Origin of the sequence: Streptomyces sp. ISL-12, from assembly GCF_018614415.1 — a bacterium.
Classification (GTDB): Bacteria; Actinomycetota; Actinomycetes; order Streptomycetales; family Streptomycetaceae; genus Streptomyces.
The window spans coordinates 1-24,829 of sequence record NZ_JAGGOO010000055.1; the positions used below are offsets into that span (position 1 = coordinate 1).

Sequence of the window (24,829 nt, forward strand, 5' to 3'; positions counted from 1 at the left end):
GCCGTCGCAGCCGGGGCGCTGGCAGGTGCGGGGGGCCGCCGTCGGCTCCTCGCCGGACGGGGACACCACCGGGGCCAGTCCGCAGGTGTCGCAGTAGAGTTCGCCGCCGCCGACGTCCTCGTAGGTGCCGTCGCAGCCGGGGCGCTGGCAGGTGCGGGGGGCCGCCGTCGGCTCCTCGCCGGACGGGGACACCACCGGGGCCAGTCCGCAGGTGTCGCAGTACAGCTCGCCGCCGCCGACGTCCTCGTACGTGCCGTCGCAGCCGGGGCGGCGGCAGGCGCGCGCCGCCCGGTCCGGTGCCTTCGCCCGCTGCCCGCCCGACTCGCTCATCTCCCTGCCGCCCCCCTCGTCCTCGTCCTCGTGCTCGCCCCGGTGCCGGTCCGGGCCGTTCAGGCGCCCGGCCCCGCGCCGTCCGCCCTGGCCGGCGGGCCGCCCTGGCCGGGCACCCGCTCCCCGCCGGTCAGCAGCTCCGCCGCCGCCCGCTGGTAGCGCAGTACCGCATGCTCGGCGACGCGCAGGTCGCAGGGCGCGCTCCACAGCATCCGGCGGGCCTTCTCGTACTTCTCCACCAGCTCGGGATCCTCCGCGAGGCCGTGCCGGGCGACCTTGGCCTTGTAGGCGTCGAGCCGGCCGCGCAGCTCGGCCCGGACCGCGAGCGGCGCGGTCACCGCGGTCAACGACTCGCGGGCCCGGATCAGTTCGTCCTCCGCCTTCTGCTCCAGGGACTCCAGCAGCGGCGAGAGCCGGTGCCACTGGGCGTGCCGGCGGTACTCGGCCGCCGCCGCCAACTGCTCCTGGAGCGCGGTCGGCGGGCCGCTGACCACCGGCACCTCGGTCGCGGCGATCTTGGCGAGCACCTCGCCGCGCGCGGTGCGGGCCTCGGCGAGGGTGCGGTCGGCGCGCGAGAGCACGTCCCGCAGCCGCACGATCCGCTGCTCCGCGTCCTGACGGACCGTCAGCACCGCGTCGATCTCCCGGCGTACGTCCTCCAGGGCGCGGGCCTCCCGGTCGTACACCGTGGTGTCCGGCCGGCCGCCGCCGGGCGCGGAACTGCCCTCGGCGGGCACCCAGTACGCCAGCGGGTCGGAGATCACCTCCTCGCGCAGCCGGGTCAGGGTGCGGGTGATGCGGTCCAGGTCGTCGCCGGCCGGGTGCTCGCCGGGCCGGACGCCGACCGAGTGGGCGAGGCGGCGGGTGCGCTGCAACTCGGCGGAGAGCAGGTCGATCCGGGCGGGCAGCGCGGACCACACCGCGTCGGCGGCCACCACCATGTCCAGCGAGGACGCGTACAGCTCGTTCATCCGGTCGACGAGCGCCGCCAGCGTGAAACGCTCGCTGAGCAGACCGCCGGTGGCGCCGGCGCCGGACAGGGTGACGCACTCGCCGCGCAGCAGCTCCGTCAGCTCCACCAGGTCCTCGCGGCTGGACCAGCGGCGCCGGGCGCGGACGTCCCGGGCGGCGCGCAGGGCGTCCGCGTAGGCGTCGAAGTACGTCCACAGCAGGGTGATCCGCGCCTCCGTGTCCGCCCAGCGGTCCTTGGTGACGCCGGTCAGCTCGGCGCCTTCGAGGAGTCTGCGGCCCGCGTGGTCCTGGAGGGCGAGGAGCGAGGTCTCGATCGCCTCGTGCTCCGCGCCGAGCCGGGCCAGCGCACGGTCCACCTCGTCCCGGTCCATCACCGGCCCGGTGGCTCCCGTGACGCCCATCGATCACCTCTCGCTGCGGTCGGGTCGGTTGACGGTTGACGTTGACGAATCGGACGGTCGGTTCAGCTCTTGCGCAGGTACCGCGGTGCCGGGGGTTCCGACCGCGCCGGGTCGTCCCCCAGTGTCGCCGACAGCCACTTCTCGTACGATTTCCGCCAGCCGTCGGGATCCTGGCGGAAGTCCACCAGGATCTTGTTCACCCGGCGTACCAGGTCGTCGGCGTCCTTCTTCATCGCCACGCCGTAGTACTCGGTGGTGAACGCGTCGCCCTTGAGCGCGACCGTGGGGTCCTGCGCGGCCTGGCTGGCCGCGAGCGCGCCGTCGGTGACCACCGCGTCGACCTGGCCGAGCTGGAGCCGCACCAGGCAGTCGAGCTGGTTGGGGACGGTGACGCTCAGGTCGGCGGTGGCGGCCAGCCTGCCCGTCGCCCGGTCCTCCTCCAGCGTGCTGAGCGCGGTCGAACCCGCCGCGGTGCAGATCTTCTTGCCGGCGAGTGTCTCGTCGTACCCCGTGATCGTCGAGGACTTGGGGGCGAGGAGCTGCTGGCCGGTCCTGAAGTAGGGGGCGGAGAAGGCGACGTCCTCCAGCCGGTCGCAGTTGATGGTCATCGTGCGGACCACCATGTCGACCCGGCCCTCCCGGATCGCCGGTATCCGCTGGTCGGTGGGGATCGCCTTGAACAGCACCGCGTCCCGGTCGCCGAGGATGTCCTCGGCGATGCGGTGCACCAGGTCGATGTCGAAGCCCTCCAGCTCGGCCGTGCCGCCGCTGTTGGGGTCGCGGTAGCCCCAGCGGTAACTGTTCTGGTCGACGCCGACGATCAGTTTGCGCCGTTCCGCGGGGCGGCTCCGGATCTCCTCGATGGTGGGGCCGTCGTCCCCGGCCGGGGACAGCGTCTGCTTCTCCGGGTCGGCGCACTCCTCTTCGGCGCGCGCCTGACTGCCGTGGGTCACGGCCTGCCCGTCGCCGCCCGAGCCGCCGGCCCGGCCGGGCTCCGGCCGGAACGCGGGCAGCAGACACGCGACGAAGAGCAGCGCGAGGAGGCAGCCGAACGCCATCGCGCCCACCCCGCCCCAGCCCCGCAGCCGGGTCCGCGGACGTCGTACTCGCCGCATCCTCGCGCCCCCTTCCCCGGGCCGGTCGCTCATCGGTCCGTCGAAGCCCGTCGTCACGTCGAAGCCCGTCGTCACGTCGCCGACCGTTGTCACGTCGATGCCCGCCGTTACGACGCCGACGCCTGTCGGCACGGGGTCGTTGCCCGTCGGTATGACGTCGTTGCCCATCGGTACGTTGTCGCTCGTCGGTACGTCGTTGCTCATCGGTACTCCGACAGCCTGCGGGCGATGCCCAGCACCGCGCCGGTCGCGCCCAGGGCGGCCAGGGCGCCGGCGCCCGCGGGCAGGCCCGTCATCGCGCCCCGCCCGTCACCGGCCGCCCGCTCGAACTCCTTCTCCTCGTGCGTGAGGGCGGCGGCGAGCCGGCTGTCGACGCCGTCGAAGTACTCGGCCGTGGCGTCGTTCTCGCCGATCACCATCTCCAGCGCCCGCTGGTAGTCGCCGTTCTCGTCCTCGGCGCGGGCCGCCCTGTGGCGGGCCTGCCACTGCTCCACGTCCTCGGCCGCCGCGGTCAGCGGGTCCTCGCCCGCGGCGTCGTCGGCCAGCCGCCGGGCCTCGGTCAGGTCCTTGCCGAGGACCTTCATCTCGGCCTGGTACTCGAGGTCGTAGGCGTCGTGCTGCGTGCCGCCCACCGTTCTGCTCTCGGCGCCCCGCGCCACCAGCGTGAGGTTCTCGTTGCCGCGGGCCTTCAGGGAGGCCAGGCGGGCCTCGTTCAGCACGTTCAGCGAGCGGACGCCGTGGTCGTAGGAGGCGCTCAGGTGGGAGCGGGCGACGCTGTGGCCGACGGCCAGCCAGAGCAGGACGACGACGGTGGCGGCCGTGGCCGCGACCAGCCCCGGGTTCAGTACGCGGTTGGTGCGCCGGTAGGTGCGGTACTGCGCCCAGGCCAGGGCGGCCAGCGCGAGGACGCCGAGGGCGATCGCGGCCCAGGGACAGCTCTCGGCCGCGTCGTAGTCGCCGTCCAGGCGCCGGTTCTCCGAGGTGTAGAGGGCCTCCGCCTTCGGGAGCATCTGCTTCTGCATCGTGTCGTTGGCGTAGCGCAGGTAGGCGCCGCCGACCGGGAAACCCTGGCGGTTGTAGACGCGGGCCCGCTCGATCAGGCCCTTGTACTGGGGCAGCAGGCGGTTGAGTTCGGCGACGGTCCCGGCGGCGGCGGAGCCGGGCTCGGAGTTGGCGGCGGCCGTCACCAGGCCCTCGGCGGCGGTGCGGATGCCCCGCTCGTAGCGCTCGCGGGAGTCCTTCGTCTCCTGCCCGCCCGCCAGGAACCCGGTGGAGGCCGCGGTGTTCGCCTCGGCGAGGGAGCGGTAGATGGCGGCGGCCTCGGAACTGAGCGGCTGGCTGCGGTGGAGCACGTCGTCGGCGGCGGCGGCCCGGTCGGTGGTCTGCCAGGCGGTGACGGCGCCGAAGGCGACGACGAGCAGGGCGAGCAGGGCGCCGAGGGCGCGCAGCCGGCCGGGCTCGGTGACGGCGGCGGCGCGCAGCCGCTCCACGCCCTCGGCGAAGGCGGTGCGGCGCGGCGGGGCCGGGCCGGGAGGAGCCTGCGGGCTCGGCGGGATCTGCGGCTGCTGTGGGGGAGGGGCCTGGGGAGGTACGGAGGGCATGGTGGGCGTGGCCGGCCCCGGCGGTGCGCTGCCGTTCGGCGGTCGAGTCACCCTGACCTCCCCCATGGTCATCCGTCACCGCAAAGTATCGCTGTCCGGGCCCGGATGCGCACCGGCCTTCACGGACGCGACCTCGTACCGGTCCCCCGCACCACCCCTGCCCATCAATACGCCCGGGGAACCGGTTCGGTTCCCCAGGCGCGGGTCACGACGCGGGTCACTTGGTGATGTTGGGCGGCGTCAGCGGGGCGGCCGCGGCGGACTGCGGTGAGGTGGTGCTGGCGTAGGCGGAGGGGGCCGCGACGCCGGCCGTCGGGTCGGGGGCGGGCTGCGCGGACTCCTCCAGCGGGGCGGTGGCGCCGCCGACGATCGGGATGTCGGCCGCGTCGAAGGCCCGCTTGATCCGCCAGCGCAGCTCGCGCTCCACGGTGAGGGACTTGCCGGGCATGGTCTTGGCCGAGACGCGCACCACCATGGAGTCCAGCAGGACGGAGTCCAGGCCGAGCACCTCGATGGGGCCCCAGAGCAGCTCGTTCCAGGGCTCCTCCTTGCTCATCCGCTCGGCGACGGCGTCGATGGTCTCCTTCACCCGGTCCAGGTCCTCCCCCGAGCGCACGGTCACGTCGACCCCGGCCGTCGACCAGCCCTGGGAGAGGTTGCCGATCCGCTTGACCTCGCCGTTGCGGACGTACCAGATCTCGCCGTTGTCCCCGCGCAGCTTGGTCACCCGCAGCCCGACCTCGATGACCTCGCCGGAGGCCACGCCCGCGTCGATGGTGTCGCCGACGCCGTACTGGTCCTCCAGGATCATGAAGACGCCGGAGAGGAAGTCGGTGACCAGGTTGCGGGCGCCGAAACCGATGGCCACGCCCGCGACACCGGCGGAGGCCAGCAGCGGGGCCAGGTTGATCTGGAACGTGGAGAGCACCATCAGGGCCGCCGTGCCCAGGATCACGAAGCTCGCCACCGAGCGCAGCACGGATCCGATGGCCTGCGAGCGCTGCCGGCGGCGCTCGGCGTTGACCAGCAGCCCGCCGAGCGCGGTGCCGTCCATGGTCTGCACGGTGCGGTTCATCCGGTCTATCAGCTTGGTGATCGCCCGCCGCACCACCACCCGGAGCACCGCGGCTATCACCACGATCAGCAGTACCCGCAGCCCGATCGCCAGCCAGGTGGACCAGTTCTCCTCGATCCACCCGGCGGCGTTCGACGCGCTCTCCTGGGCGTCCTGGAACGAGGGCACCGACGGCGTCGACTCCGACGGCGACGGCGACGGGGACGACGACGAGGCCGACGACGAGGCCGACGACGAGGCCGACGGTGAGGGATCGGCGGCCGCCAGGACGGCGGCGTAGGCGGACAGGACGGACGGGGACACGACGGGACCTCCAGAAAGCAGCGGTCCGCTCCTCCGGGGACCCGATGGGCCGGGTCAAGGTCACGAAAAGGTCACCGGACGGGCGGAACAACCACACTAACGGGGCATGATGTGCGGATCGGCGGGATGAGCGAAGGAGAGACGGTGCTCACCCGTGCTTGAACTGGTCAGGCTCCGGGGGATGTATCAGATGTGGTCGAAAACACTCCCAGCCCGTTACCGGGACATGGTGGCGCTTCCACCAGGCATGAGGGGACACTGACCACGGATCGTCCCGGCGCGAGCCACGCGCCGCCGGCGTACAAGGAGGCCATCCGTGCCGCATGTCCTGGTCCTCAACGCGTCGTACGAGCCCCTCGGCGTCGTACCGCTCCGCCGCGCGCTCGTCCTCGTCCTGGAGAACAAGGCAGTCTGCCTGGAGGAGTCCGGCGCCTTCCTGCACAGCGCGACCGTCACCGTCCCCGCGCCCAGCGTGGTCCGGCTCAAGCGTTTCGTGCGGGTCCCCTACCGGGGGCCCGTTCCCCTCACCCGCCGCGCGCTCTTCGCCCGTGACGGGGGGCGGTGCATGTACTGCGGTGGTGTCGCAACCAGCGTCGACCACGTCGTTCCGCGCAGCCGCGGGGGCAAGCACGCCTGGGACAACGTGGTGGCGTCCTGCCGCCGCTGCAACCACACCAAGGCCGACCGGCACCTCACCGAGATCGGCTGGCGCCTGCGCCACAAACCCGCCCCGCCCACCGGCCTGGCCTGGCGCATCATCGGCACCGGCCACAGGGACCCGCGCTGGCTGCCGTACTTGCAGCCGTACGGCGCGGACGACGCCCTGGCCCGGATCGACGGCATCTCCGCCTGACCTCGATCCGGGCCTTCGTGTGCCGGGGGTGGGTGTCGGGGAGGGGTCTGGAAAAAGCGTGAACACTTCGGCGTCAAGTGTTCACGCTTCCGGGAGGGCCCCCGGGGGGCTCAGCGCACCCAGTTCTTCAGCGGCTCGGTGTCCAGCGTGATTCCGACCGGCTCGGGCAGCGCGACCTCCTTGCCGAAGGGCAACGTCCGCACGGTCTCGTACCGCCCGCCGTCGGGGGCGCTGTACACCTTGACCTCGCGGGTGTCCCGGTCGATCAGCAGATACACCGGGATGCCGGTGGCGGCGTACGCCCGGGGCTTGTCGACCCGGTCGCGCCGGTCGGTGTCGGAGTCGTACGAGGTGACCTCGACGACCATGAGGACGGCGGCCGGGTCGGCCCACTCACCCTGCCCGACGAAGGCTTCCGCCGGGGCGAGGGAGCCGTCGGGGCGGGCGCGGCCCTCGCGGTAGGCGTCGACCGCCAGGCCCTGTGTGGGGTCGAGCCACAGATCGGGCCGGTGCTGCATGCAGATGCGTGTCAGCCACTGGATGACGCGTCCGTGATCGCCGTCCGGCACGGCCTTCCCCCCGAGATGTCCGTTGATGAACTCCAGCCGTGCGCCTTCTGTGCTCCGGGCGGCATGACGGGCGAGTTCCTCGAACTCGGTGACGAGCATCTGGGGCCTGTCGGCGGTCACGGTCACAGGGCTCCTCCGGGATCGCGGGGGTCCACGTGCTCAGGGTAAGGGAGACGGGCCGGCCGGGGCGGGGTGTCCCACTCGGCGTAGACGGTCTTGCCCACACTGCGGGGCTCGCAGCCCCACCGCGTGGCGAGCGCTCCCACCAGCAGAAGCCCCCGCCCGAACTGATCCTCGGTGTCTCCCGCCGTGCGCGCTCCGGGCAGCCGCTCACCGCGCGGATCGCTGACCTCCACCCGCAGGACGCGGTGGTCGAGCGTGACGCCCACGCGGATGAGCCGCCCCCGGAGGCTGCCGTGCAGCAGCGCGTTGGTCATCAGCTCCGACACCACGAGGGCGACGTCCCCGGCGAGGTCCGGCCGCCCCCACTCGCCGACGAGCCGCGCGGCTCTGCGCCGGGCGAGGGGGACGCTGCGCTGGGTGGGGGTGTAGTCGAGGCGGTCCTCGTGGAGGGGCGGCTCCGGCAACGCCGCGGGTTCTGTCATGGAGACGTGCCTCCTGGTACAGGACGGTGGCTTCGCCGGACCTGCGTGGGGCTTGTGGGGCAGGGCGGTGCGCTTCCGTCGTGACGACAGCCGGCTGTGTAGCCGATCGGATGCACAACGTAACGGAAGCGGGCCTTCGGGAGCAATCTGGACGGGGAATAAATTCCCCGGAGTTCGACGCGGCCGTGGATCACCGTGAGAATGTGGCCGTGACGCGATCGACTCAAGCCGCAGGGAACCGGATCTCGACGGTTCTGGGCCGCAAGCTGGGCGCCGAATTGCTGCGCCTGCGTGATGCGGCGGGCAGTACCCAGCAGCAGGCCGCCGCCGCCATCTCCGCGACCGCGACGAAGGTCGTCAAGATGGAGCGCGGCTGGGTTCCCATGAGGGACCCCGACATCAGGGCGCTGTGCGACTTCTACGGGGTGCGTGACGAGCGGGCAGTGACTCGTCTCCTCGCTCTCGCCCGGTTGGACCGGGAGCGCCGCAGGGCGAAGGGGTGGTGGAAGCAGTCCCCGCAGGCCGAGGCGTTGGCGGAGTACATTTCCATGGAGGATGTGGCCAGCCGTATCCGCACGTGGCAACAGGCGTTCGTGCCCGGCCTCCTCCAGACTCCTGAGTACACCAGGGCCTTGGTGGTCAGCGAAGGCGTGTGGACGGACCCGGACGAGATCGAGGGTGTCGTCGAGGTGCGGATGAAGCGGCAGGAGCGCCTGGTGGACAGCGAGCCGCTCCAGTTGTACGCGGTCGTCTGGGAGGCCGCCCTGCGACAGCAGGTCGGTGGGCCCGACGTGATGCGCGCGCAGCTCCACCGCATCCTGGAACTGGCTCAGCTTCCCAACGTGCGCCTTCAGGTGCTGCCTTTCCGCGCGGGCGGGCATGCCTGTATGGCTGGAGCCTTCAGCATCGTCTCGTTCGCCGAGCCCGAGGCCGCCGACGTGATCCACGTCGACACCATCGCCGCTACCGTGTGGGTCGAGGACGAGGTCGAGAGCGGCACGTACAGCTCGTTCTTCGACCGCACCGCACGGCTGAGCCTGGCCCCCAAGGACTCGCTCAGGCTGATCGAGAGCGTCAGTGAGGACATGCGTTGATGAACGGCTTCGACTTCGTCGCGTCCAGCTACAGCAGCGGCAGCGGCGAGTGCGTGGAAGTAGCCCGCAACGTCCCCGGGATCGTCGCCGTCCGGGATTCCAAGGACCGCGGTGACGGTCCGATAGTCCGGCTCGGGGCACCGGCCTGGGGGCGGTTCGCCGGATCGCTGGTGATGGACGACCCGGGGCGCCGACGGGCGTGACGGGGGCGCCCCGGACCGATGCGGTCCGGGGGCTTCCACGGGTCCTCGGCGGCCGATGAGCCGGGGTGTCACGCGTAGCGCAGTTCTCCCGGCCGGACCGTGCGGCCGAGCAGCGGCAGTGCCGTCGCCGAGGCCAGCAGGCAGGACGCGTAGACCGCCGGGGCGGCCAGTGGGGCCGTCCACGGGAGTGAGCCGACGCCGGTGAGGGCGGAGTACCAGATGCCGATCGCCAGTCCCGCGGCGCCGGCCGCCAGTAGGGCGGGCGCGAGGGGGAGGGCGGTCTCCAGGAGCAGGGCCCGGTTCAGGACCGCGCGCGGGACGCCGGCGGCGACCTGCGCGGCGAGGGTGCGGCGCCGGGTGGCCAGCGACTCGGCGCTGCCCACGGCCAGCCCCGACAGGGCGACGACCAGGGCGACGAGGAGCGCGGCGCCCGTCAGGTCCAGCCCGGTGCTGTAGTACGCCGGGTCGGTGGCCGGATGTTCCGCCGCCGCCAGGGTGGCCAGGAGCGCGTGCCGGACGCACAGGAACGCCGTCCCGGTGACCGTCACCAGCAGCACCGCCGCATGGGTACGGGCAGCCGCCCACGGGTCGGCCCGCAGCCGCTCCGCGGCGATCAGCGTGGCCGCCGTGCGGGCCCGCGCCGCCAGCAGCCGCCCGGTGAGCCGGGAGACGGCCCCGGACAGCCAGACCGCGCCCGCGCCGGTCGCCACCGCCAGGGCGCACACGGTCGCGGACGCCTGCCAGCGGACCCGGCCGTCCGTACCGCCGCCGGTCGCGGCCACGGCCGCCGCTGCCGTCACCGCCACCAGCAGCAGCGCGCCCAGGAACACCAGCCCCGGTCCGCGGCCCGAGCGCGGGGTGACCCGGCGCACCCGGCCCAGCGGATGGGCCACCACCCGGCGCAGGGCCAGCGCGCTCACCGCCGCACCGGCGGCCGGGACCGTCACGGCGACCAGGGCGAGGCCCGACCAGGCAGCCACGGGCGGGCTGTTCCAGACCTGCGGGACGGCCACGACCGCGCAGACCGTGGCCGTGACCGAGCCGAGCAGACAGGCCGGCCCCGTCTCCAGCGCCGCGATCCGCCGCACCTGCCCCGGTGACGCCCCGGTCAGCCGCAGTCCGGCCAGCCGCCGGTCGCGGTCGACCGCGCCGACACGCGCGCACTGACCGAGGAAACCCAGCACCGGGACGAGCGACAGCAGCAGGCCGACGACGATCCCGGCCCGGGTGCCCGGCTGGTCCAGCAGGCCGTGGAAATGGGGGACGGAGTAGGTCCCGCGCAGCGAGGCGAGGAGGACGGCCGCCAGCGCGAAGCCGGTGGCGAGCGCCGCGCCCGCCGCCGTGAGCCCGATCCGCCACCACTCCCGCCGGTCCGTGCCGCGCACGAGCTCCCAGGCCAGCCGGACGTCGGTCCGCAACGCGCTCACGCGCTCACCCCCGCCGGGGCCGCCACGCCGTCGCGCAGCGCGACCTCGCGGTCCGCGTACGCCGCCACCTGGGCGTCGTGCGTGACCAGCAGCACCGCCGTGCCCGACTCGCGGACCGTGTGCGTCAAGGCCGTCATCACCTGTTCGCTCGCCAGGGAGTCCAGTGCTCCGGTGGGCTCGTCCGCGAAGACCACCGCCGGACCGGTGACCAGGGCGCGCGCCAGCGCCGTCCGCTGGGCCTGTCCGCCGCTCATCTCGCCCGGCCGCAGCTCCTGCTGCCCGCGCACCCCGAACCGCTCCAGCCAGGTACCGGCCCGCTCCCGCGCCGCGGCCCGGCCGCTGCCCCCCAGCAGCAGCGGCAGGGCCACGTTGTCCAGCGCCGTCAGCTCCGGGATCAGCTGGCCGAACTGGAAGACCACGCCGAAGTCGGTGCGGCGCAGCTCGCTCAGCCGTTGCTCCGTCGCCACCTCCAGCCGCTCCCCGGCGTACGTCACCGTCCCGGAGTCCGGCCGGACGATCCCGGCCAGGCAGTGCAGCAGCGTCGACTTCCCGCTGCCGCTGGCGCCGGTGACGGCGACCGTCTCGCCGGCCCGCAGCTCGACCGAGGCGCCCCGCAGCGCCTGCGTCCCGCCGTGCGCCTTGACCAGCCCGCGGGCGGACAGCAGTGGCGCTGCCGGATCCGGTGTGTGTGGCATGCCGGGTGTGTCCGGCGTGTCTGCCGTGTGGCCGTTCCTCATGTCGCGTCGACCTCCGCGGTCAGGGTGGTGAGCCGGGCCGCCGTGGTGGTCATCCAACGGAGGTCGGCGTCGAGGTGGTTGAGGGCGTAGTCGGCCGAGAGCACGGTCGCGAGGTCCGCGCCCGGCGCCGTCTTGACGGCCGTGAGTTCGCGCATCCGCGCCAAGTGGGCGGCGCGCTGGTCGCGCAGGTAGGCGGCCGGATCGCCGCCCGCGAGGGCGGAGACGACGACCTTGGCGAAGATCTCGTTGGTCACGTGGGGGGCCGGCGGTGCGACCTCGGCGGCCCAGCGGGCCAGCTCGCGCCCGCCCTCCTCGGTCGCCCGGTACGCCGTCCGCTCCGGGCCGCCGTCCGAGCCGGTGCCGTCGATCTCGGCGAGGCCGTCGCGGACCAGGCGTTGCAGGGTCGTGTAGACCTGCCCGTAGGCCAGCGGACGGGCCTGCGGGAAGCGTGCGTCGTGCCGTCGCTTCAGGTCATAGCCATGGCTCGGCCCTGAGGCGAGCAGTCCCAGCAGGATGTGACGGGTGCTCATGGGGCTCAGTATTCACCGAGTACATGTACTGAGTGAATAGTGGGCGGCGGGGCGCGTCGGCACGTCGGACGTTTTGTCCCGGCGTGGGCGGGGAGGGATGGCCCGTTCGTCCCGGTCCGGTGGGTGACCTCCCTTGGAGAGTGTGACCAGGGTCACGTTGGCCGGGTCGGGGCGTCTGGTTACGCATCTGCTGGGTAGGGCTGCGATTACCCCTGGCCGTACCCGACAAGGAGGCCTTCGTGGCTGCACACCTCACTTTTCCCTCCCCCTCCAAACCCTCGGCGGAGCAGTCCGCCGAAACCGAGGACGTGTTCGGGACGCCGGACGCGTACGCCGAGCCGCCGCTCACCAGTGAGCCGCCGCTGCCCGATGCCGAGCCGCTCACCAGTGAGTCCCCCTTTCCCGACGTCGTGCCGCTGACCAGCGAGTCCTCGCCCGAGTTGACCGCGGTCGTACCGGAACAGGGCACCGCCTCGTTCGCCGTCCCGGAACCCGCGAGGCCGTAGGTGGCCGCTCCCCGGCCGCCGGACGGGCCCCCGGCCCCGTCCGAGGAGCTGGCCCGGCTCGCCGAGCTGTACGGCGTGGCCGCCTCGTACCGGCCCTCCCCGGACCGCACGGTCGTGGCCTCCGCCACCGCCCTCACCCGCGCCCTGGCCGCCCTCGGTGTCGACGCCGACGGCCCGCCGGGCGTGCGGGCCGCGCTCGCCGCCCGCACGGACGAACTGCGCGCCGCCCTGCTGCCGCCGACCGTCGTCCGGTGGACCGACGGTCCCGTGCCCGAGGCGCTGACCGCGCTGGAGCCGGGGACCCGGATCGTCGTCGACACCGAGCAGGGGGAGACCCGTACGGAGGTCAGCGGCCTGCCGCCCGGCGTGCACCGCCTCACCGCCACCGCGCCCGGCGGCCGCGTCGCCCGCTGTCACCTGATCGTCGCCCCGCCCCGGCTGCCCGCCCCGCCCGACCGCTCCTACGGGCTGCTCGTCCAGCTCTACTCCCTGCTCTCCCGGCGTTCCTGGGGCATGGGCGACCTCGGTGACCTCACCGAACTGGCCGCCTGGGCCGGGCGCGCGCTCGGGGCGGGGTTCGTGCAGGTCAACCCGTTGCACGCCGCGGTGCCCGGGGCGCCCGGCGAGCCCACCGACCCCTCGCCGTACCGGCCCTCCTCGCGCCGCTTCCCCGACCCGGTGCACCTGCGGATCGAGGACGTCCCCGAGTACCGGTACGCCGGTGACCGAGCCCGTCTCGACGGCCTGCTGGAGCGGGCCGGGCGGCTGCGCGCGCACGTGCTGAGCGGCCCGGAGGCGCTGATCGACCGGGACGCGGTGTGGGAGCTGAAGAAGGAGGCGCTGGAACTGCTGCGCGAGGTGCCGCTCGGGCCCGGACGCCGGGCCGCCTACTGCGACTACCTCGCCGCCCAGGGACAGGCCCTGGAGGACCACGCCACCTGGTACGCGCTGGCCGAGGTGCACGGCCCCGACTGGCGGCGCTGGCCGGCCGGGCTGCGCGACCCCCGTTCCGCCGACACCGCCCGCGCCCGCACCGCGCTGCGGGACCGCGTCGACTTCCACGCCTGGCTCACCTGGCTCACCGAGACCCAGCTCACCGACGCCCAGCGCACCGCCCGCGAGTCCGGGATGCCGGTCGGGATCGTGCACGACCTCGCGGTGGGGGTGCATCCGGTGGGCGCCGACGCGTGGGCGCAGCGGGAGTACTTCGCCGAGGGCATGTCGGTGGGCGCCCCGCCGGACGCCTTCAACGCCCGCGGCCAGGACTGGGGCCTGCCGCCCTGGCGCCCGGACCGGCTCGCGGAGTCCGGTTACGCGCCCTTCCGCGACCTGCTGCGCGCCCTGTTCCGCTACGCCGGCGCCCTGCGCATCGACCACGTCATGGGCCTGTTCCGGCTCTGGTGGGTGCCGCAGGGCCTGCCGCCCACCGAGGGCGCCTACGTCCGCTACGACGCCGAGGCCATGCTCGCCGTACTGGTCCTGGAGGCGTCCCGGGCCGGGGCCGTGGTGATCGGCGAGGACCTGGGCACCGTAGAGCCGGGGGTGCGCGAGGCGCTGCGCGAGCGGGGGGTGCTCGGCACCTCCGTGCTGTGGTTCGAGCGGGACTGGGAGGGCGACGGCCGGCCGCTGCCCGCCGACCGCTGGCGGGCCGACTGCCTGGCCACCGCCACCACCCACGACCTGCCGCCCACCGCCGCCCGCCTCACCGGCGAGTACGTCGGCCTGCGCGACCGGCTCGGCCTGCTCACCCGTCCGGTCGAGGAGGAACGGGCCGAGGCGGCGGCCGACGCGGGGGAGTGGCTCGGCCTGCTCGCCCGGCTGGGCCTGCTGCACGGCACCGGCGGCGGCACCGACCCCGCCGCCGAGGAGGCCGGCGTCCAGGCCCTGTACCGCTTCCTGCGCGCCACCCCGGCCCGCATGGTCGGCGTCTGGCTGCCGGACGCGGTCGGTGACCGCCGCCCGCAGAACCTCCCCGGTACCTGGGACCAGTACCCGAACTGGCGGCTGCCGATCGCCGACGCCGAGGGCCGACCGATGACGCTGGAGGAGCTGGCGGCCTCGCCCCGGCTGCACGCGCTGATCGACGCCGTACGGCACCCCGGGCGCGCGGGGCCGGGGGGCGTTCGCTAACTTGGTGACGTGGACAAGAAGAACGCCTTGCGCGCCGGCACCCTGGCGGCCGGTACGACGCTGATGATGCTGCTCATGTCGTCCCCCGCGCTCGCGCTGACCCGCGACGACGGTGACGACCCCGGCACGGGCCTGAGCGTCATCGAGACGCTGGGCCTCTATGTCTTCGCCCCGATCGTGCTCTTCGCGGTCATCGCGGGGCTGGTCATGGTCCTGGACCGCTCCAAGGAGGAGCACCGGGTGACCAGCCGCAACATCAAGACCCGGGAGACCATGGAGAAGGCCGACGCCAAGGCCTGACCCACCGGTTGCTTCCCGTCGAGGGCGCCTGCCGCGGGCAGGCGCCCTCGACGTGTGTCAGGAGGCGTGCCCCCTCTTGTGCCCCCCTCTTCACGCTCACGGGCTCGGCGCGGTGAGGTAGCGCTGCACGGTGGGGCCCAGCCACGCCACGACCTCCCCTTCGGACAGGTCCACGGCCGGCGGGATGCGCAGTACGTAGCGGGTGAGTGCCATCCCGAGGAGCTGGGAGGCGATCAGCGCGGCCCGGGCCGGGGCCTGTTCGGGGTCCGGGCAGACCCGCTGGGCGACCGGCAGCACCTGGTCGTGGAAGATGCCCCGGGTGCGCTCGGCGCCGTCGGCGCTCAGGGCGCCGGCCCTGAGGACGGCCGTCAGCACCTCGTTCCTCTCCCAGAGGGAGAGGAAGTGCCGGACCAGGGCCGCGCCCACGGTGTCCCGGGGGAGGGCGGAGACGTCGGGCAGTCTCAGGTCCACGGAGACGGCCGCCGTGAAGAGGCCCTCCTTGCTGCCGTAGTACCGCATCACCATCGAGGGGTCGATCCGCGCGTCGCGTGCGATGGCGCGGATGGTGGCGCGGTCGTAGCCGTCGACGGCGAAGCGCTCGCGGGCGGCTTCGAGGATCGCGGCGCGGGTGGCCTCGGAGCGGCGGGCGGGCGGCGGTTCGGCGGGGGACGAGGGATCGGCGGCCGGCGGGGGAGTGGCTGGCATGCGCTCCAGCGTAGGCCAACATGCGTAGGCCAACAACTGTTGACAACGGCTTCGAGCGGCTCCTACGGTGACAACAAGCGTTGGCAACGCGTGTTGGCAAACAGTCGTTGGCAAGCAGTCGCCAGGAGGCTCCCCATGAACGGCACGCCCCGCACCACGCCCGACACCACCATCGACACCGGCACTGACTCCGGCTCCGGCTCCGACTCCGGTACCGGCACCGTGATCGTCGTAGGCGCCGGTCCCACCGGCCTGCTCCTGGCCGGTGACCTCGCCGCCGCCGGCGTCCCCGTCACCCTCGTCGAGAAGCGCCCCTCTCGGATCAGCAACCTCTCCCGCGCCTTCGGACTGCACGCCCGCAGCATGGAGCAGCTCGACGCCCGCGACCTCGCCGAACCGCTGGAGGCGATCGGCCGCCGCCTCGAACACCTCCGCTTCTTCGATCTCGCCCTCGACTTCGCCGCCCTCCCCTCCCGCTTCAACCACGTCCTGATGGTTCCGCAGTACGAGGTGGAGAAGGTCCTGCGGCGGCGCGCGGTGGAGGCGGGGGCGGAACTCCGGTACGAGACGGAGGTGACCGGGCTGCGCCAGGACCCGTCGGGGGTCACCGTCGCCGTACGCGGGCCGGACGGGAACCCCGGCGAACTGCGCGCCCGGTACGTCGTCGGCGCCGACGGCGTGCGCAGCGCCGTGCGGCACGCGGTCGGGCTGCCCTTCCCCGGCCGCGCGGTGATCCGCTCGGTGGTCATCGCCGACGTGCGGTTCGCCGAGGAGTACGGCGCGCAGCTCACCGGGGACTTCGTCCCGGGTGCCTTCGTCGTCGTCGCGCCCTTCGGCGACGGCTACCACCGGGTCGTCGGCTGGCAGCGCGAGCGCAACGTCCCCGACAGCGAGCCGGTCGACCTGGCCGAGGTCAAGGAGCTGGTGCGCCGGGTGACGGGCCGGGACTACGGCATGCACGACCCCCGCTGGCTCTCGCGTTTCCACAGCGAGGAGCGCCAGGTGCCGGCCTACCGGGTCGGCCGGGTCTTCCTGGCCGGTGACGCGGCGCACGTGCACAGCCCGGCCGGCGGCCAGGGCATGAACACCGGCCTCCAGGACGCGGCCAACCTGAGCTGGAAGCTGGCGGCCGTTCTGCACGGCCGGGCGCCGGGGACCCTGCTCGACAGCTACCAGTCCGAACGCCACCCCGTCGGCCGGGCGGTCCTGCGCAGCAGCGGCGGCATGATCCGCCTGGCCATGGCCTCCCGGCCCGGGGCACGGGCGCTGCGGTCGGCGGCGGTCACGGCACTGGACCACGCGGCTCCCGTGCGGCGCCGGGTGGTCGGTCAGATCGCCGGCGTCGGCTACCGCTACGACGCCCCGCGTGGCGCCCACCGCCTCACCGGCCGCCGAGTCCCCGATGTGGCCCTCGCGGGCGGCGGACGGCTGTACGAGGCACTGCGCGGCGGACGGTTCGTGCTGATCTCCCCGGACGCGACAGCACCGGACGCGATGCGGGACGGGGACGGCCGTGACGGCCGTGCGGACCGGCTCGCGGTGGAGCGCTGGGCGAGCGGGCGCCGTACGGCGGTGCTGGTGCGGCCCGACGGGTACGTGGCCTGGGCGGCCGAGGACCCGGACCCGGCGGCGACCGAGGCGGCGCTCGCCGCGCACGTGGGCTGAGCGGGCCCGTGGCGGTCGACGCCCCCCGGAGTCCGGGAGGCGCCGACGCTGCTACGGGGTCAGCCCACCGCGTTCGCCCGCTCGGCCGCGGTCAGCTCGGAGACGGGGGTGGCTGCGTCCTGCGCGTGGTCGATGGGGGTGGCGGCGTCCTGTGCGTGGTCGATGGGGGTGGCGGCGTCCTGTGCTCGGTCGATGGGGGTGGCGGCGTCCTGTGCGCGGTCGATGGGGGTGGCTGCGTCCTGTGCGCGGTCGACCGCGGTGGCGGTCTGCTGCGGGACGGAGACCGGGGTGGCGGCGTCGGCGTCGTGGCCCGTGGCCGCGGAGGCGATGCCGGCCGTGCCCGCGGCGGCCAGGACGGTTCCGGCGGCCAGGCTGTACAGGCGGCGGCGGTTCTGCGAGATCTTGCGGTGCTTCAACGTTCGTCCTTCGTCTCGGTCGTGGCCCGCCGCCCGGGGACGGGAGCCTTTGCGTGAGAGGAGTACGGGGGTGACCGCGGCCGGGGTTGCACGGAGTCGCGGAAGAAATCTTTCCGCCGCGCGATGCAACCCTCCGGGACCCGGTTCCCGTATGCCTTACAGGCGGGTCGGTGCGGGAGCGGAAGGTCGGCAAGAGTGAGGGAAGCGGTCCGGGAGCGGGAGTTCCGGGAATTCGCCGAGGCGCGGCAGGCACAGCTGCGCCGCAGCGCCTACCTGCTGTGCGGCGACTGGCACCAGGCGCAGGACCTGACGCAGACCGCCCTGATGAAGCTGTACGCGGCGTGGAGCCGGGTCCGCCGGGACGGCAACGTGGACGCCTACGCCCGTACCATCCTCACCCGCACCTTCATCGACCAGCAGCGCAAGGGAGGCTGGCGCGAGGAGCCGGTGAGCGAGCCGCCCGATCTGACCTCTACCGTTTCGGCCACACCGGAGTTGCGCCTGATGATGCGAGAGGCCCTGATGGAGCTGTCACCCCGTTACCGAGCCGTGCTGGTCCTGCGGTTCTGGGAGGACTGGACCGTCGAGCAGACCGCCCAGGCGCTCCGGGTGAGCCCCGGGACGGTGAAGAGCCAGAGCGCCCGCGGGCTCACCCGGCTGCGGGCGATCGTCGAGAAGCTCACCGGCGAGCGTGAACGGACGGCCAGGTGAACCCGGGCATGGGCGGACGCGTGGACCGTCACGACGACGAGGCCCTGCACGCCGCCTTCCGGGAGCTGCTCGGCGCCGGCCCGGAGCCCGCGCTGCCCAGCGTCGTCGACGCGGCCGTCGCCGGCGGGCGCCGCATCCGGCGCAGGCGCCGCACGGTGCTCGCCGCAGCGGGTGCCGTCGCGGCGTTGGTCTGCACGGTCACGGCAGCCGCCGTCACACTGTCCGGCGCGGACCCCGGCCCCGCCCCGCCGCTCGCCCCGGCCCGCCCCACTCATCCGGCCCCGTCCGTTTCCACGGAGGTCCCGCCGGCGCTCCCGACGGCAGCCGAGACGGCGGGCCCCGACCCGTCCGCGGCGGACGCGGCGGACCCGATGAACCCCGCGGACCCGACGAACCCCGCGGACGCGGCGGACGCGGCGACCCCGAAGGACGCCGCCGACCCCGTCAGCACGTCGGCGGAACACTCGCAGGCGGAACACCCGTCGGCCCCGTGACACCCGTGACCCCCGTGACGCGCTGAAGGGCGCCCAGGGAAACTCCCCCGAGCGCCCCGAGCGCCTCAGCGTGCCGTAAGCCCGCCCCGCGCCCCGCGCCCGCGCCCCGCGTCAGCCCGCCGCCGCGTCCGCCGCCTGCGCCCGCAGCGCCCGCTCGACGCCCGAGCGGGACTCCGAGACCAGCCGCCGCAGGGCCGCGTTCGGCCGGGCGGACGCCAGCCACGCGTCGGTCTTGCGCAGCGTCTCGTCCGTCACCTGCACCGCCGGGTACAGGCCGACGGCGATCTGCTGGGCCATCTCGTGCGAACGGGACTCCCAGACACCCTCCAGCACCTCGAAGTACCGGTCCGCGTACGGCGCCAGCAGCTCCCGCTGGTCGGTCTGGACGAAGCCGGAGATCACCGCCTCCTGCACGGCGTTGGGCAGCTTGTCGGAGTCGATCACCGACGCCCACGCCTCCGCCTTGGCCTGCTCGGTCGGCCGGGCCGCCCGAGCCGTGGCGGCGTGCCGCTCACCGGCGGCGGTGCGGTCCCGCTCGTACTCGCCGGCGATCTCCGTCTCGTCGAACCGGCCGACCGCCGCGAGCCGCTGCACGAACGCCCAGCGCAGCTCGGTGTCGACGGCCAGCCCCTCCACGGACCCCGTCCCGTCGAGCAGCGCCTCCAGCAGGTCGAGCTGCTCCGGCGTGCGGGCCGTCGCCGCGAACGCCCGCGCCCACGCCAGCTGGTGGTCGCTGCCCGGCGTGGCCGCGCGCAGGTGCGCCAGCGTCGCCTCGGTCCAGCGGGTGAGCAGCGTCTCGCGGGCCGCCGGGTCGGAGTACTGGTCGACGGCCAGCTTGACCTGCCGCTGCAGGGACTGCACGACGCCGATGTCGGACTCCTTGCCGATGCCGGAGAGCACCAGGGAGAGGTAGTCGCGGGTGGCGAGTTCGGCGTCCCGGGTCATGTCCCAGGCCGACGCCCAGCACAGGGCGCGCGGCAGGGACTCGGCGAAGTCGCCGAGGTGCTCGGTGACGAACGCCAGCGACTGCTCGTCCAGGCGGACCTTGGCGTAGGACAGGTCGTCGTCGTTGAGCAGGACCACCGCCGGGCGGCGGGTGCCGACCAGCTGCGGCACGTCGGTCAGCTCGCCGTCCACGTCCAGCTCGACGCGCTCACCGCGCACCAGCTTGCCGCTGGGGTCGAGGTCGTAGCAGCCGACGGCGATGCGGTGCGGGCGCAGGGTGCCACGCGGCGGAGCCGCATCATCGGATGCGGCGCCCTTGGCACCGGCCGGCAGCGCCGGGGCCTCCTGCCGGATGGCGAACGAGGTGATGTTCCCCTCGGCGTCCGTGTCGATCACCGGGCGCAGCACGTTGATGCCGGCCGTCTCCAGCCACGCCTTCGACCAGGACCTCAGGTCCCGCCCGGAGGTCTCCTCCAGCGCGCCCAGCAGGTCGGACAGGCGCGTGTTGCCGAACGCGTGCCGCTTGAAGTACGCCTGCACGCCCTGGAAGAACGCGTCCTCACCGACGTACGCCACGAGCTGCTTGAGCACGGAGGCACCCTTGGCGTACGTGATGCCGTCGAAGTTGACGAGCACGTCGTCGAGGTCGGTGATGTCTGCCATGATCGGGTGCGTGGACGGCAGCTGGTCCTGCCGGTACGCCCAGGTCTTCATGGAGTTGGCGAACGTCGTCCACGAGTGCGGCCAGCGCGAGCCGGGCGCCGCCGCCTGGCAGGCGATGGACGTGTACGTGGCGAACGACTCGTTCAGCCACAGGTCGTTCCACCACTCCATGGTGACCAGGTCGCCGAACCACATGTGGGCCAGCTCGTGCAGGATGGTCTCGGCCCGCGTCTCGTACGCCGCGTCGGTCACCTTCGACCGGAAGACGTACTGGTCGCGGATGGTGACCGCGCCCGCGTTCTCCATCGCGCCCGCGTTGAACTCCGGCACGAAGAGCTGGTCGTACTTCTCGAACGGGTACGCGTAGTCGAACTTCTCCTGGAACCACTCGAAGCCCTGCCGCGTCACCTCGAAGATCGCGTCCGAGTCGAGGTGCTCGGCCAGCGACGGACGGCAGTAGATGCCCAGCGGCACGCTCTGCCCGTCCTTCTCGTACACGCTGTGCACCGAGTGGTACGGGCCGGCGATCAGGGCCGTGATGTACGACGAGATGCGCGGCGTCGGCGCGAAGACCCAGACGTTGTCCTGGGGTTCGGGCGTGGGGGAGTTGGAGACGACGGTCCAGCCCTCGGGCGCCCGCACGGTGAACTGGAAGGTCGCCTTCAGGTCCGGCTGCTCGAAGCTGGCGAAGACCCGGCGGGCGTCCGGCACCTCGAACTGGGTGTAGAGGTACGCCTGCTCGTCGACCGGGTCGACGAACCGGTGCAGGCCCTCACCGGTGTTGGTGTACGCGCAGTCGGCCACGACCCGCAGGATGTTGCGGCCCTCCAGCAGACCGGGCAGCGCGATCCGGGAGTCCGCGAAGACGCTGGACACGTCGAGCTGGTCGCCGTTGAGGACGACCTCGTGGACGGCCGGGGCCACCAGGTCGATGAAGGACGCGGCCCCGTTCTCGGCCACATCGAACCGCACCGTCGTGACAGACCGGTACGTTCCGCCCTCCTGCGCGCCGGAGAGGTCGAGATCGATCTCGTACGCGTCCACGGAGAGCAGCTTCGCCCGCTGCTGCGCCTCTTCGCGGGTCAGGTTTGTGCCAGGCACGCGGTCATCTCCTCGTATGTGTCGTTTCCGTCATCCTTCCACGCGCGCCGGGCCGAACGCGATGTCCGTATCCCGCCGGTACGCGGCGCCCTCGCGCCGCAGCCTGGGGGCATGACGACGTACACCGCACACCCGATCCCGGCGGACACCCTGAAGGAGCTGCGGATCACCGACGACGCGGGACGCGCGGCGGTCCCGTTCACCGACGAGGAGGGCGGCGCGCCCCTGCGCTGCTGTCTGCACCGCAGCGCCCCCGGCGACCGGCTCGCGCTGGTGTCGTACGCGCCGCTGCGCCGCTGGGCGGCGGCCACGGGCGCCGCCCCGGGGGCCTACGACGAGCAGGGCCCCGTCTTCGTCCACGCCGAGGAGTGCCCGGGACCGGACCTCGGTGGCGGCCTGCCGTTCACCGACAGCCACCGGGTGCTGCGCCGCTACTCGGCCCAGGGACACATCCTGGGCGGGCGGCTGGTGGAACAGGACTTCGAAGGGGCCCTCAGGGAAGCGTTCGACGACCCGGCCGTGGCGTTCGTCCACGTCCGGGCCGTCGAGTACGGCTGTTTCTACTACGGGGTCGAGCGGCCTCAGCCCTTCAGCTCGGCCGCCACCAGCTCCGCGATCTGAACGGCGTTCAGCGCGGCGCCCTTGCGCAGGTTGTCGTTGGAGACGAACAGGGCGAGGCCGTGCTCGACGGTCTCGTCCGCCCGGATGCGGCCGACGTAGGACGGGTCCTGCCCGGCGGCCTGGAGCGGGGTCGGGACCTCCGCGAGGGCCACGCCGGGGGCGCCGCCGAGCAGCTCCTTGGCGCGCTCCACGCTGATCGGGCGGGCGAACCGGGCGTTGATCTGGAGGGAGTGGCCGGTGAAGACCGGGACCCGGACGCAGGTGCCGGAGACCTTCAGCTCCGGGATCTCCAGGATCTTGCGGGACTCGTGGCGGAGCTTCTGCTCCTCGTCGGTCTCGAACCGGCCGTCGTCGACGATCGACCCGGCCAGCGGCAGCACGTTGTACGCGATCGGCGCGACGTACTTCTCCGGCTCGGGGAACTCGGCCGCGCCGCCGTCGTGGGTGAGCTTCGGCGCGTCCTCGCCGACCTTCTTGACCTGCTCGAACAGCTCGTCCACACCGGCCAGACCGGAACCGGACACCGCCTGGTACGTGGCGACGACCAGCGCTTCGAGGCCCGCCTCGGCGTGCAGCGGACGCAGCACCGGCATCGCGGCCATCGTGGTGCAGTTCGGGTTGGCGATGATGCCCTTGGGACGGGAGGCGATCGCGTGCGGGTTGACCTCGGAGACCACCAGCGGCACGTCCGGGTCGCGGCGCCACGCCGAGGAGTTGTCGATCACGACCGGGCCCTGCGCGGCGACCTTCTCGGCCAGCGCCTTGGAGGTGGCGCCGCCCGCCGAGAACAGCACGATGTCCAGGCCGGAGTAGTCGGCGGTGGCCGCGTCCTCCACCGTCACCCCGTCCAGCTCCTTGCCCGCGCTGCGGGCGGAGGCGAACAGACGCAGCTCGGTGACCGGAAAGTTCCGCTCGCCGAGGATCCTGCGCATGACCGTGCCGACCTGTCCGGTGGCTCCGACGATTCCGACCCTCACGGCGACTCCCTTGCGTGACCTGCGTGCGCCCGGCCTGTGTGGCCGGGACTTTTCCATCGTGCGAACTTTTCCATCATGCGGTCATCCCCGGCCCACCTGTCCACCGCATTCCCCGGTGACCTGGCCGAACGGGCCCCGGCGGCCCGGGGCGCGACCGTCGTCCCTGCGGCCACACCCCTGCCGAGCTGCAGGAATTAACCCGCCGAGGCCACGGCGCCGCAAGCTGTGCTGCCTCGCCCCTGCCCCTTTCGTCCCGGCCCACACCGGGTGTGACGTACGCCTCGGTGCGGGTCGGCGGCCACGGAGCGAACGTTTCCGCCCGCCGCGGCGTCGTAGGGGAAACGCGGCGAGGGGAGGGGTGGCCGGTGCTGCGCAGAAAGGTCCGCAGAGGGGCGGGGGAGGCGGGGGAGGCCGTCGGCGACGATCCGCTGGACGCGGCCCAGGAGCGCCGGGTGCGGGCGGTGCTCGCGCTCGGCGGGGTACCGCAGGCGGACCTGTCGGACGGGGTGCAGCAGGTCCGCCTGCGGCTGCTGGAGCGCGCCGCCAGCGGCCGTGAGGCGCCCCGGGACGTCTCGGCGTGGGCGGCGGTGGTCGCCTCCAACCTCGCCATGGACTGGCACCGGGCCAAACGCCGCCAGGAGCGGATCGGCGAGCGCCTCGCCGCGCTGCGCCAGAGCGACCACCCCTCCGGCGAGGACACCAGCCTGCTCTCCCTCGCCGTCGCCCGGGGCCTGGACGCGCTGCCCGACGCCCAGCGCCAGGTCGTCGTCCTGCGCTTCTACGCCGATCTGCCGGTGCGCGGCATCGCCGAGGAGCTGGGCGTTCCCGAGGGCACGGTCAAGAGCAGGCTGCACACGGCGGTACGGGCCCTGCGGGCCCGGCTGCACGAGGACGAGGTGGTGTGACGTGGCCGCCGAGCATGACGCGTACGACGGGTACGCCGGGCACGACCCGTACGACGAGCATGACGCGTACGACGAATACGACGCGTACGACGAGCACGACGCGTACGACGAGCACGACGGGTACGACGGGTACGAGGGGGCCGCTCCCGACGACGCGCTGATGGCCGCGATCCTGGGCGAGCCGCTGCCGCCGGGGTCCGCCGAGGCCGCCGACGTGGCGGTGCTGCGGGAGCGGCTGGGGGTCCTCGGGCGGGTCCTCAGCGAGCCCTCGCCTCCACGGGAACCGGCCCCGGCCCCGGCCGCACTCCGCCCCCGCCCCCGCCCCCGGCGCCACCGCCGGAACCTGGCCCTCGGCGCGCTCGCCGTCGCCTGCGCGGGCGCGTTCCTCTCCGGCATGGCGTGGCTGGTGACGCAGGCCGGGGGCGGCGGTGCCGAGGACGCGGGGGCCTCCAGCGCCCAGGCCGACGCCGGCGCCAAGGGGCCCGTCGTCCCCTTCGGCAGCCCCGCCTACCTGGCCTGTGCCCGGCTGGTCGCCGAGGGCACGGTGACCGGGTCCGGCCCGGCGCCCGGGGAAGCGGGCCGGCGGATCACGGTGGAGATCACCCGGCAGTACGCGCCCGAGAAGGCGTCGCGCGAGGTCACCTTCCTGACCGGGAAGGGCACCGGCGCCCCCGGCGTGGGCGACCGCGTGCTGTTCGGGCTCCCGGCGCACGGCGTCCACCCGGACGCCCTCTTCGTGGGCGAGGCCGAGATCGCCCCCGAACGCGCCCGCGTCACCGCCGCCCTGCCGGAGGCCCGCACCCTCACCTGCGACTGACCGAAGGGGAAAGAAGGGGAAAAGGGAAAGGGGGCGGGCGCCGAAGCACCCGCCCCCT

26 protein-coding genes are annotated in these 24,829 nt (G+C 73.7%); 12 read left to right on the forward strand and 14 right to left on the reverse strand.

Features of this window, described 5'->3' with window-relative positions; all coding sequences use genetic code 11:
- From J7I94_RS15380 to J7I94_RS15400, 5 genes are all read right to left on the reverse strand, one after another.
- The coding region (locus J7I94_RS15380; protein WP_215167695.1) for a hypothetical protein at positions 1–330 on the reverse strand (330 nt) is incomplete at its 3' end.
- 59 nt (positions 331–389) lie between these two features.
- Positions 390–1,703 carry a hypothetical protein gene (locus tag J7I94_RS15385; RefSeq protein ID WP_215167652.1) on the reverse strand — a complete coding sequence of 438 codons (1,314 nt, stop codon included), beginning with the start codon at positions 1,701–1,703 and terminating at the stop codon, positions 390–392.
- 62 nt (positions 1,704–1,765) lie between these two features.
- The gene (locus J7I94_RS15390) at positions 1,766–2,818 is read right to left on the reverse strand and encodes a glutamate ABC transporter substrate-binding protein (RefSeq protein ID WP_251075200.1); all 1,053 of its coding nucleotides are present in this window, start codon (positions 2,816–2,818) and stop codon (positions 1,766–1,768) included.
- A 200-nt stretch (positions 2,819–3,018) separates the two neighbouring features.
- Positions 3,019–4,470 carry a hypothetical protein gene (locus J7I94_RS15395; RefSeq protein ID WP_308114579.1) on the reverse strand — a complete coding sequence of 484 codons (1,452 nt, stop codon included), beginning with the start codon at positions 4,468–4,470 and terminating at the stop codon, positions 3,019–3,021.
- A gap of 166 nt (positions 4,471–4,636) precedes the next feature.
- Positions 4,637–5,761, reverse strand: coding sequence for a mechanosensitive ion channel family protein (locus J7I94_RS15400; RefSeq protein ID WP_215167691.1), 1,125 nt, complete (start codon positions 5,759–5,761; stop codon positions 4,637–4,639).
- A gap of 352 nt (positions 5,762–6,113) precedes the next feature.
- Here J7I94_RS15400 and J7I94_RS15405 point away from each other — a divergent pair, with 352 nt between their 5' ends.
- Positions 6,114–6,650, forward strand: a complete 537-nt coding sequence (locus J7I94_RS15405) for an HNH endonuclease (RefSeq protein ID WP_189412569.1) — start codon at positions 6,114–6,116, stop codon at positions 6,648–6,650.
- Positions 6,651–6,760: 110 nt separating this feature from the next.
- Here J7I94_RS15405 and J7I94_RS15410 read toward each other — a convergent pair whose 3' ends face one another.
- Complete coding sequence (locus J7I94_RS15410) at positions 6,761–7,345, reverse strand: Uma2 family endonuclease (RefSeq protein ID WP_215167653.1); 585 nt, start codon at positions 7,343–7,345, stop codon at positions 6,761–6,763.
- Entirely contained in the window at positions 7,342–7,824 is a 483-nt protein-coding gene (locus tag J7I94_RS15415; RefSeq protein WP_215167654.1) for an ATP-binding protein, read from the reverse strand. Before J7I94_RS15415 ends, J7I94_RS15410 begins: the two co-directional genes overlap by 4 nt.
- Positions 7,825–8,033: 209 nt before the next feature.
- Here J7I94_RS15415 and J7I94_RS15420 point away from each other — a divergent pair, with 209 nt between their 5' ends.
- Positions 8,034–8,918, forward strand: a complete 885-nt coding sequence (locus J7I94_RS15420; protein WP_374198393.1) for a DUF5753 domain-containing protein — start codon at positions 8,034–8,036, stop codon at positions 8,916–8,918.
- Complete coding sequence (locus J7I94_RS15425) at positions 8,918–9,121, forward strand: DUF397 domain-containing protein (RefSeq protein WP_215167655.1); 204 nt, start codon at positions 8,918–8,920, stop codon at positions 9,119–9,121. The genes J7I94_RS15420 and J7I94_RS15425 overlap by 1 nt, the downstream gene beginning before the upstream one ends.
- Positions 9,122–9,189: 68 nt before the next feature.
- Here the strand turns inward: J7I94_RS15425 and J7I94_RS15430 are convergent, their stop codons facing one another.
- Genes J7I94_RS15430 through J7I94_RS15440 form a run of 3 tightly spaced genes read right to left on the reverse strand, consistent with a single transcriptional unit; the run spans position 9,190 to position 11,815 of the window.
- Positions 9,190–10,548: an ABC transporter permease gene (locus J7I94_RS15430; protein WP_215167656.1), complete on the reverse strand. Its 1,359-nt coding sequence runs from the start codon at positions 10,546–10,548 to the stop codon at positions 9,190–9,192.
- Complete coding sequence (locus tag J7I94_RS15435) at positions 10,545–11,243, reverse strand: ABC transporter ATP-binding protein (RefSeq protein WP_215167657.1); 699 nt, start codon at positions 11,241–11,243, stop codon at positions 10,545–10,547. Before J7I94_RS15435 ends, J7I94_RS15430 begins: the two co-directional genes overlap by 4 nt.
- Before the next feature lie 38 nt (positions 11,244–11,281).
- On the reverse strand, positions 11,282–11,815 hold the full coding sequence (locus tag J7I94_RS15440; protein ID WP_215167658.1) for a PadR family transcriptional regulator: 534 nt from the start codon (positions 11,813–11,815) through the stop codon (positions 11,282–11,284).
- Positions 11,816–12,054: 239 nt separating this feature from the next.
- Between J7I94_RS15440 and J7I94_RS15445 the strand changes: the two genes are divergently transcribed.
- From J7I94_RS15445 to J7I94_RS15455, 3 genes are read left to right on the forward strand one after another with little or no spacing between them, the layout of a single operon-like run.
- Positions 12,055–12,321, forward strand: coding sequence for a hypothetical protein (locus J7I94_RS15445; RefSeq protein WP_215167659.1), 267 nt, complete (start codon positions 12,055–12,057; stop codon positions 12,319–12,321).
- Entirely contained in the window at positions 12,322–14,451 is a 2,130-nt protein-coding gene (gene malQ / locus J7I94_RS15450; protein WP_215167660.1) for a 4-alpha-glucanotransferase, read from the forward strand.
- 9 nt (positions 14,452–14,460) lie between these two features.
- The gene (locus tag J7I94_RS15455; protein WP_215167661.1) at positions 14,461–14,751 is read left to right on the forward strand and encodes a hypothetical protein; all 291 of its coding nucleotides are present in this window, start codon (positions 14,461–14,463) and stop codon (positions 14,749–14,751) included.
- Between the two features lie 96 nt (positions 14,752–14,847).
- Here J7I94_RS15455 and J7I94_RS15460 read toward each other — a convergent pair whose 3' ends face one another.
- On the reverse strand, positions 14,848–15,456 hold the full coding sequence (locus tag J7I94_RS15460; RefSeq protein ID WP_215167662.1) for a TetR family transcriptional regulator: 609 nt from the start codon (positions 15,454–15,456) through the stop codon (positions 14,848–14,850).
- Between the two features lie 135 nt (positions 15,457–15,591).
- On the opposite strand from J7I94_RS15460, the gene J7I94_RS15465 reads away from it, so the two are divergent.
- Positions 15,592–17,121, forward strand: coding sequence for an FAD-dependent monooxygenase (locus tag J7I94_RS15465; RefSeq protein WP_215167663.1), 1,530 nt, complete (start codon positions 15,592–15,594; stop codon positions 17,119–17,121).
- Between the two features lie 59 nt (positions 17,122–17,180).
- On the opposite strand, the gene J7I94_RS15470 is transcribed toward J7I94_RS15465, so the two are convergent.
- Positions 17,181–17,537 (reverse strand): hypothetical protein, encoded by a 357-nt coding sequence (locus J7I94_RS15470; protein ID WP_215167664.1) that lies wholly within the window; start codon positions 17,535–17,537, stop codon positions 17,181–17,183.
- Positions 17,538–17,732: 195 nt separating this feature from the next.
- Here J7I94_RS15470 and J7I94_RS15475 point away from each other — a divergent pair, with 195 nt between their 5' ends.
- Complete coding sequence (locus J7I94_RS15475) at positions 17,733–18,248, forward strand: SigE family RNA polymerase sigma factor (RefSeq protein WP_215167665.1); 516 nt, start codon at positions 17,733–17,735, stop codon at positions 18,246–18,248.
- An 8-nt stretch (positions 18,249–18,256) separates the two neighbouring features.
- Positions 18,257–18,742 (forward strand): hypothetical protein, encoded by a 486-nt coding sequence (locus J7I94_RS15480; RefSeq protein ID WP_215167666.1) that lies wholly within the window; start codon positions 18,257–18,259, stop codon positions 18,740–18,742.
- Between the two features lie 111 nt (positions 18,743–18,853).
- On the opposite strand, the gene pepN is transcribed toward J7I94_RS15480, so the two are convergent.
- Positions 18,854–21,451: an aminopeptidase N gene (gene pepN / locus J7I94_RS15485; RefSeq protein ID WP_215167667.1), complete on the reverse strand. Its 2,598-nt coding sequence runs from the start codon at positions 21,449–21,451 to the stop codon at positions 18,854–18,856.
- A gap of 111 nt (positions 21,452–21,562) precedes the next feature.
- On the opposite strand from pepN, the gene J7I94_RS15490 reads away from it, so the two are divergent.
- Positions 21,563–22,072 (forward strand): DUF1203 domain-containing protein, encoded by a 510-nt coding sequence (locus J7I94_RS15490; RefSeq protein ID WP_215167668.1) that lies wholly within the window; start codon positions 21,563–21,565, stop codon positions 22,070–22,072.
- Here the strand turns inward: J7I94_RS15490 and J7I94_RS15495 are convergent.
- Entirely contained in the window at positions 22,033–23,049 is a 1,017-nt protein-coding gene (locus J7I94_RS15495; RefSeq protein ID WP_215167669.1) for an aspartate-semialdehyde dehydrogenase, read from the reverse strand. The two genes, J7I94_RS15490 and J7I94_RS15495, sit on opposite strands and share 40 nt — an antisense overlap.
- A 365-nt stretch (positions 23,050–23,414) precedes the next feature.
- On the opposite strand from J7I94_RS15495, the gene J7I94_RS15500 reads away from it, so the two are divergent.
- Complete coding sequence (locus J7I94_RS15500) at positions 23,415–23,954, forward strand: RNA polymerase sigma factor (RefSeq protein ID WP_215167670.1); 540 nt, start codon at positions 23,415–23,417, stop codon at positions 23,952–23,954.
- Between the two features lies 1 nt (position 23,955).
- Positions 23,956–24,771, forward strand: a complete 816-nt coding sequence (locus tag J7I94_RS15505) for a hypothetical protein (protein WP_308114581.1) — start codon at positions 23,956–23,958, stop codon at positions 24,769–24,771.
- Positions 24,772–24,829: the final 58 nt, after the last annotated feature.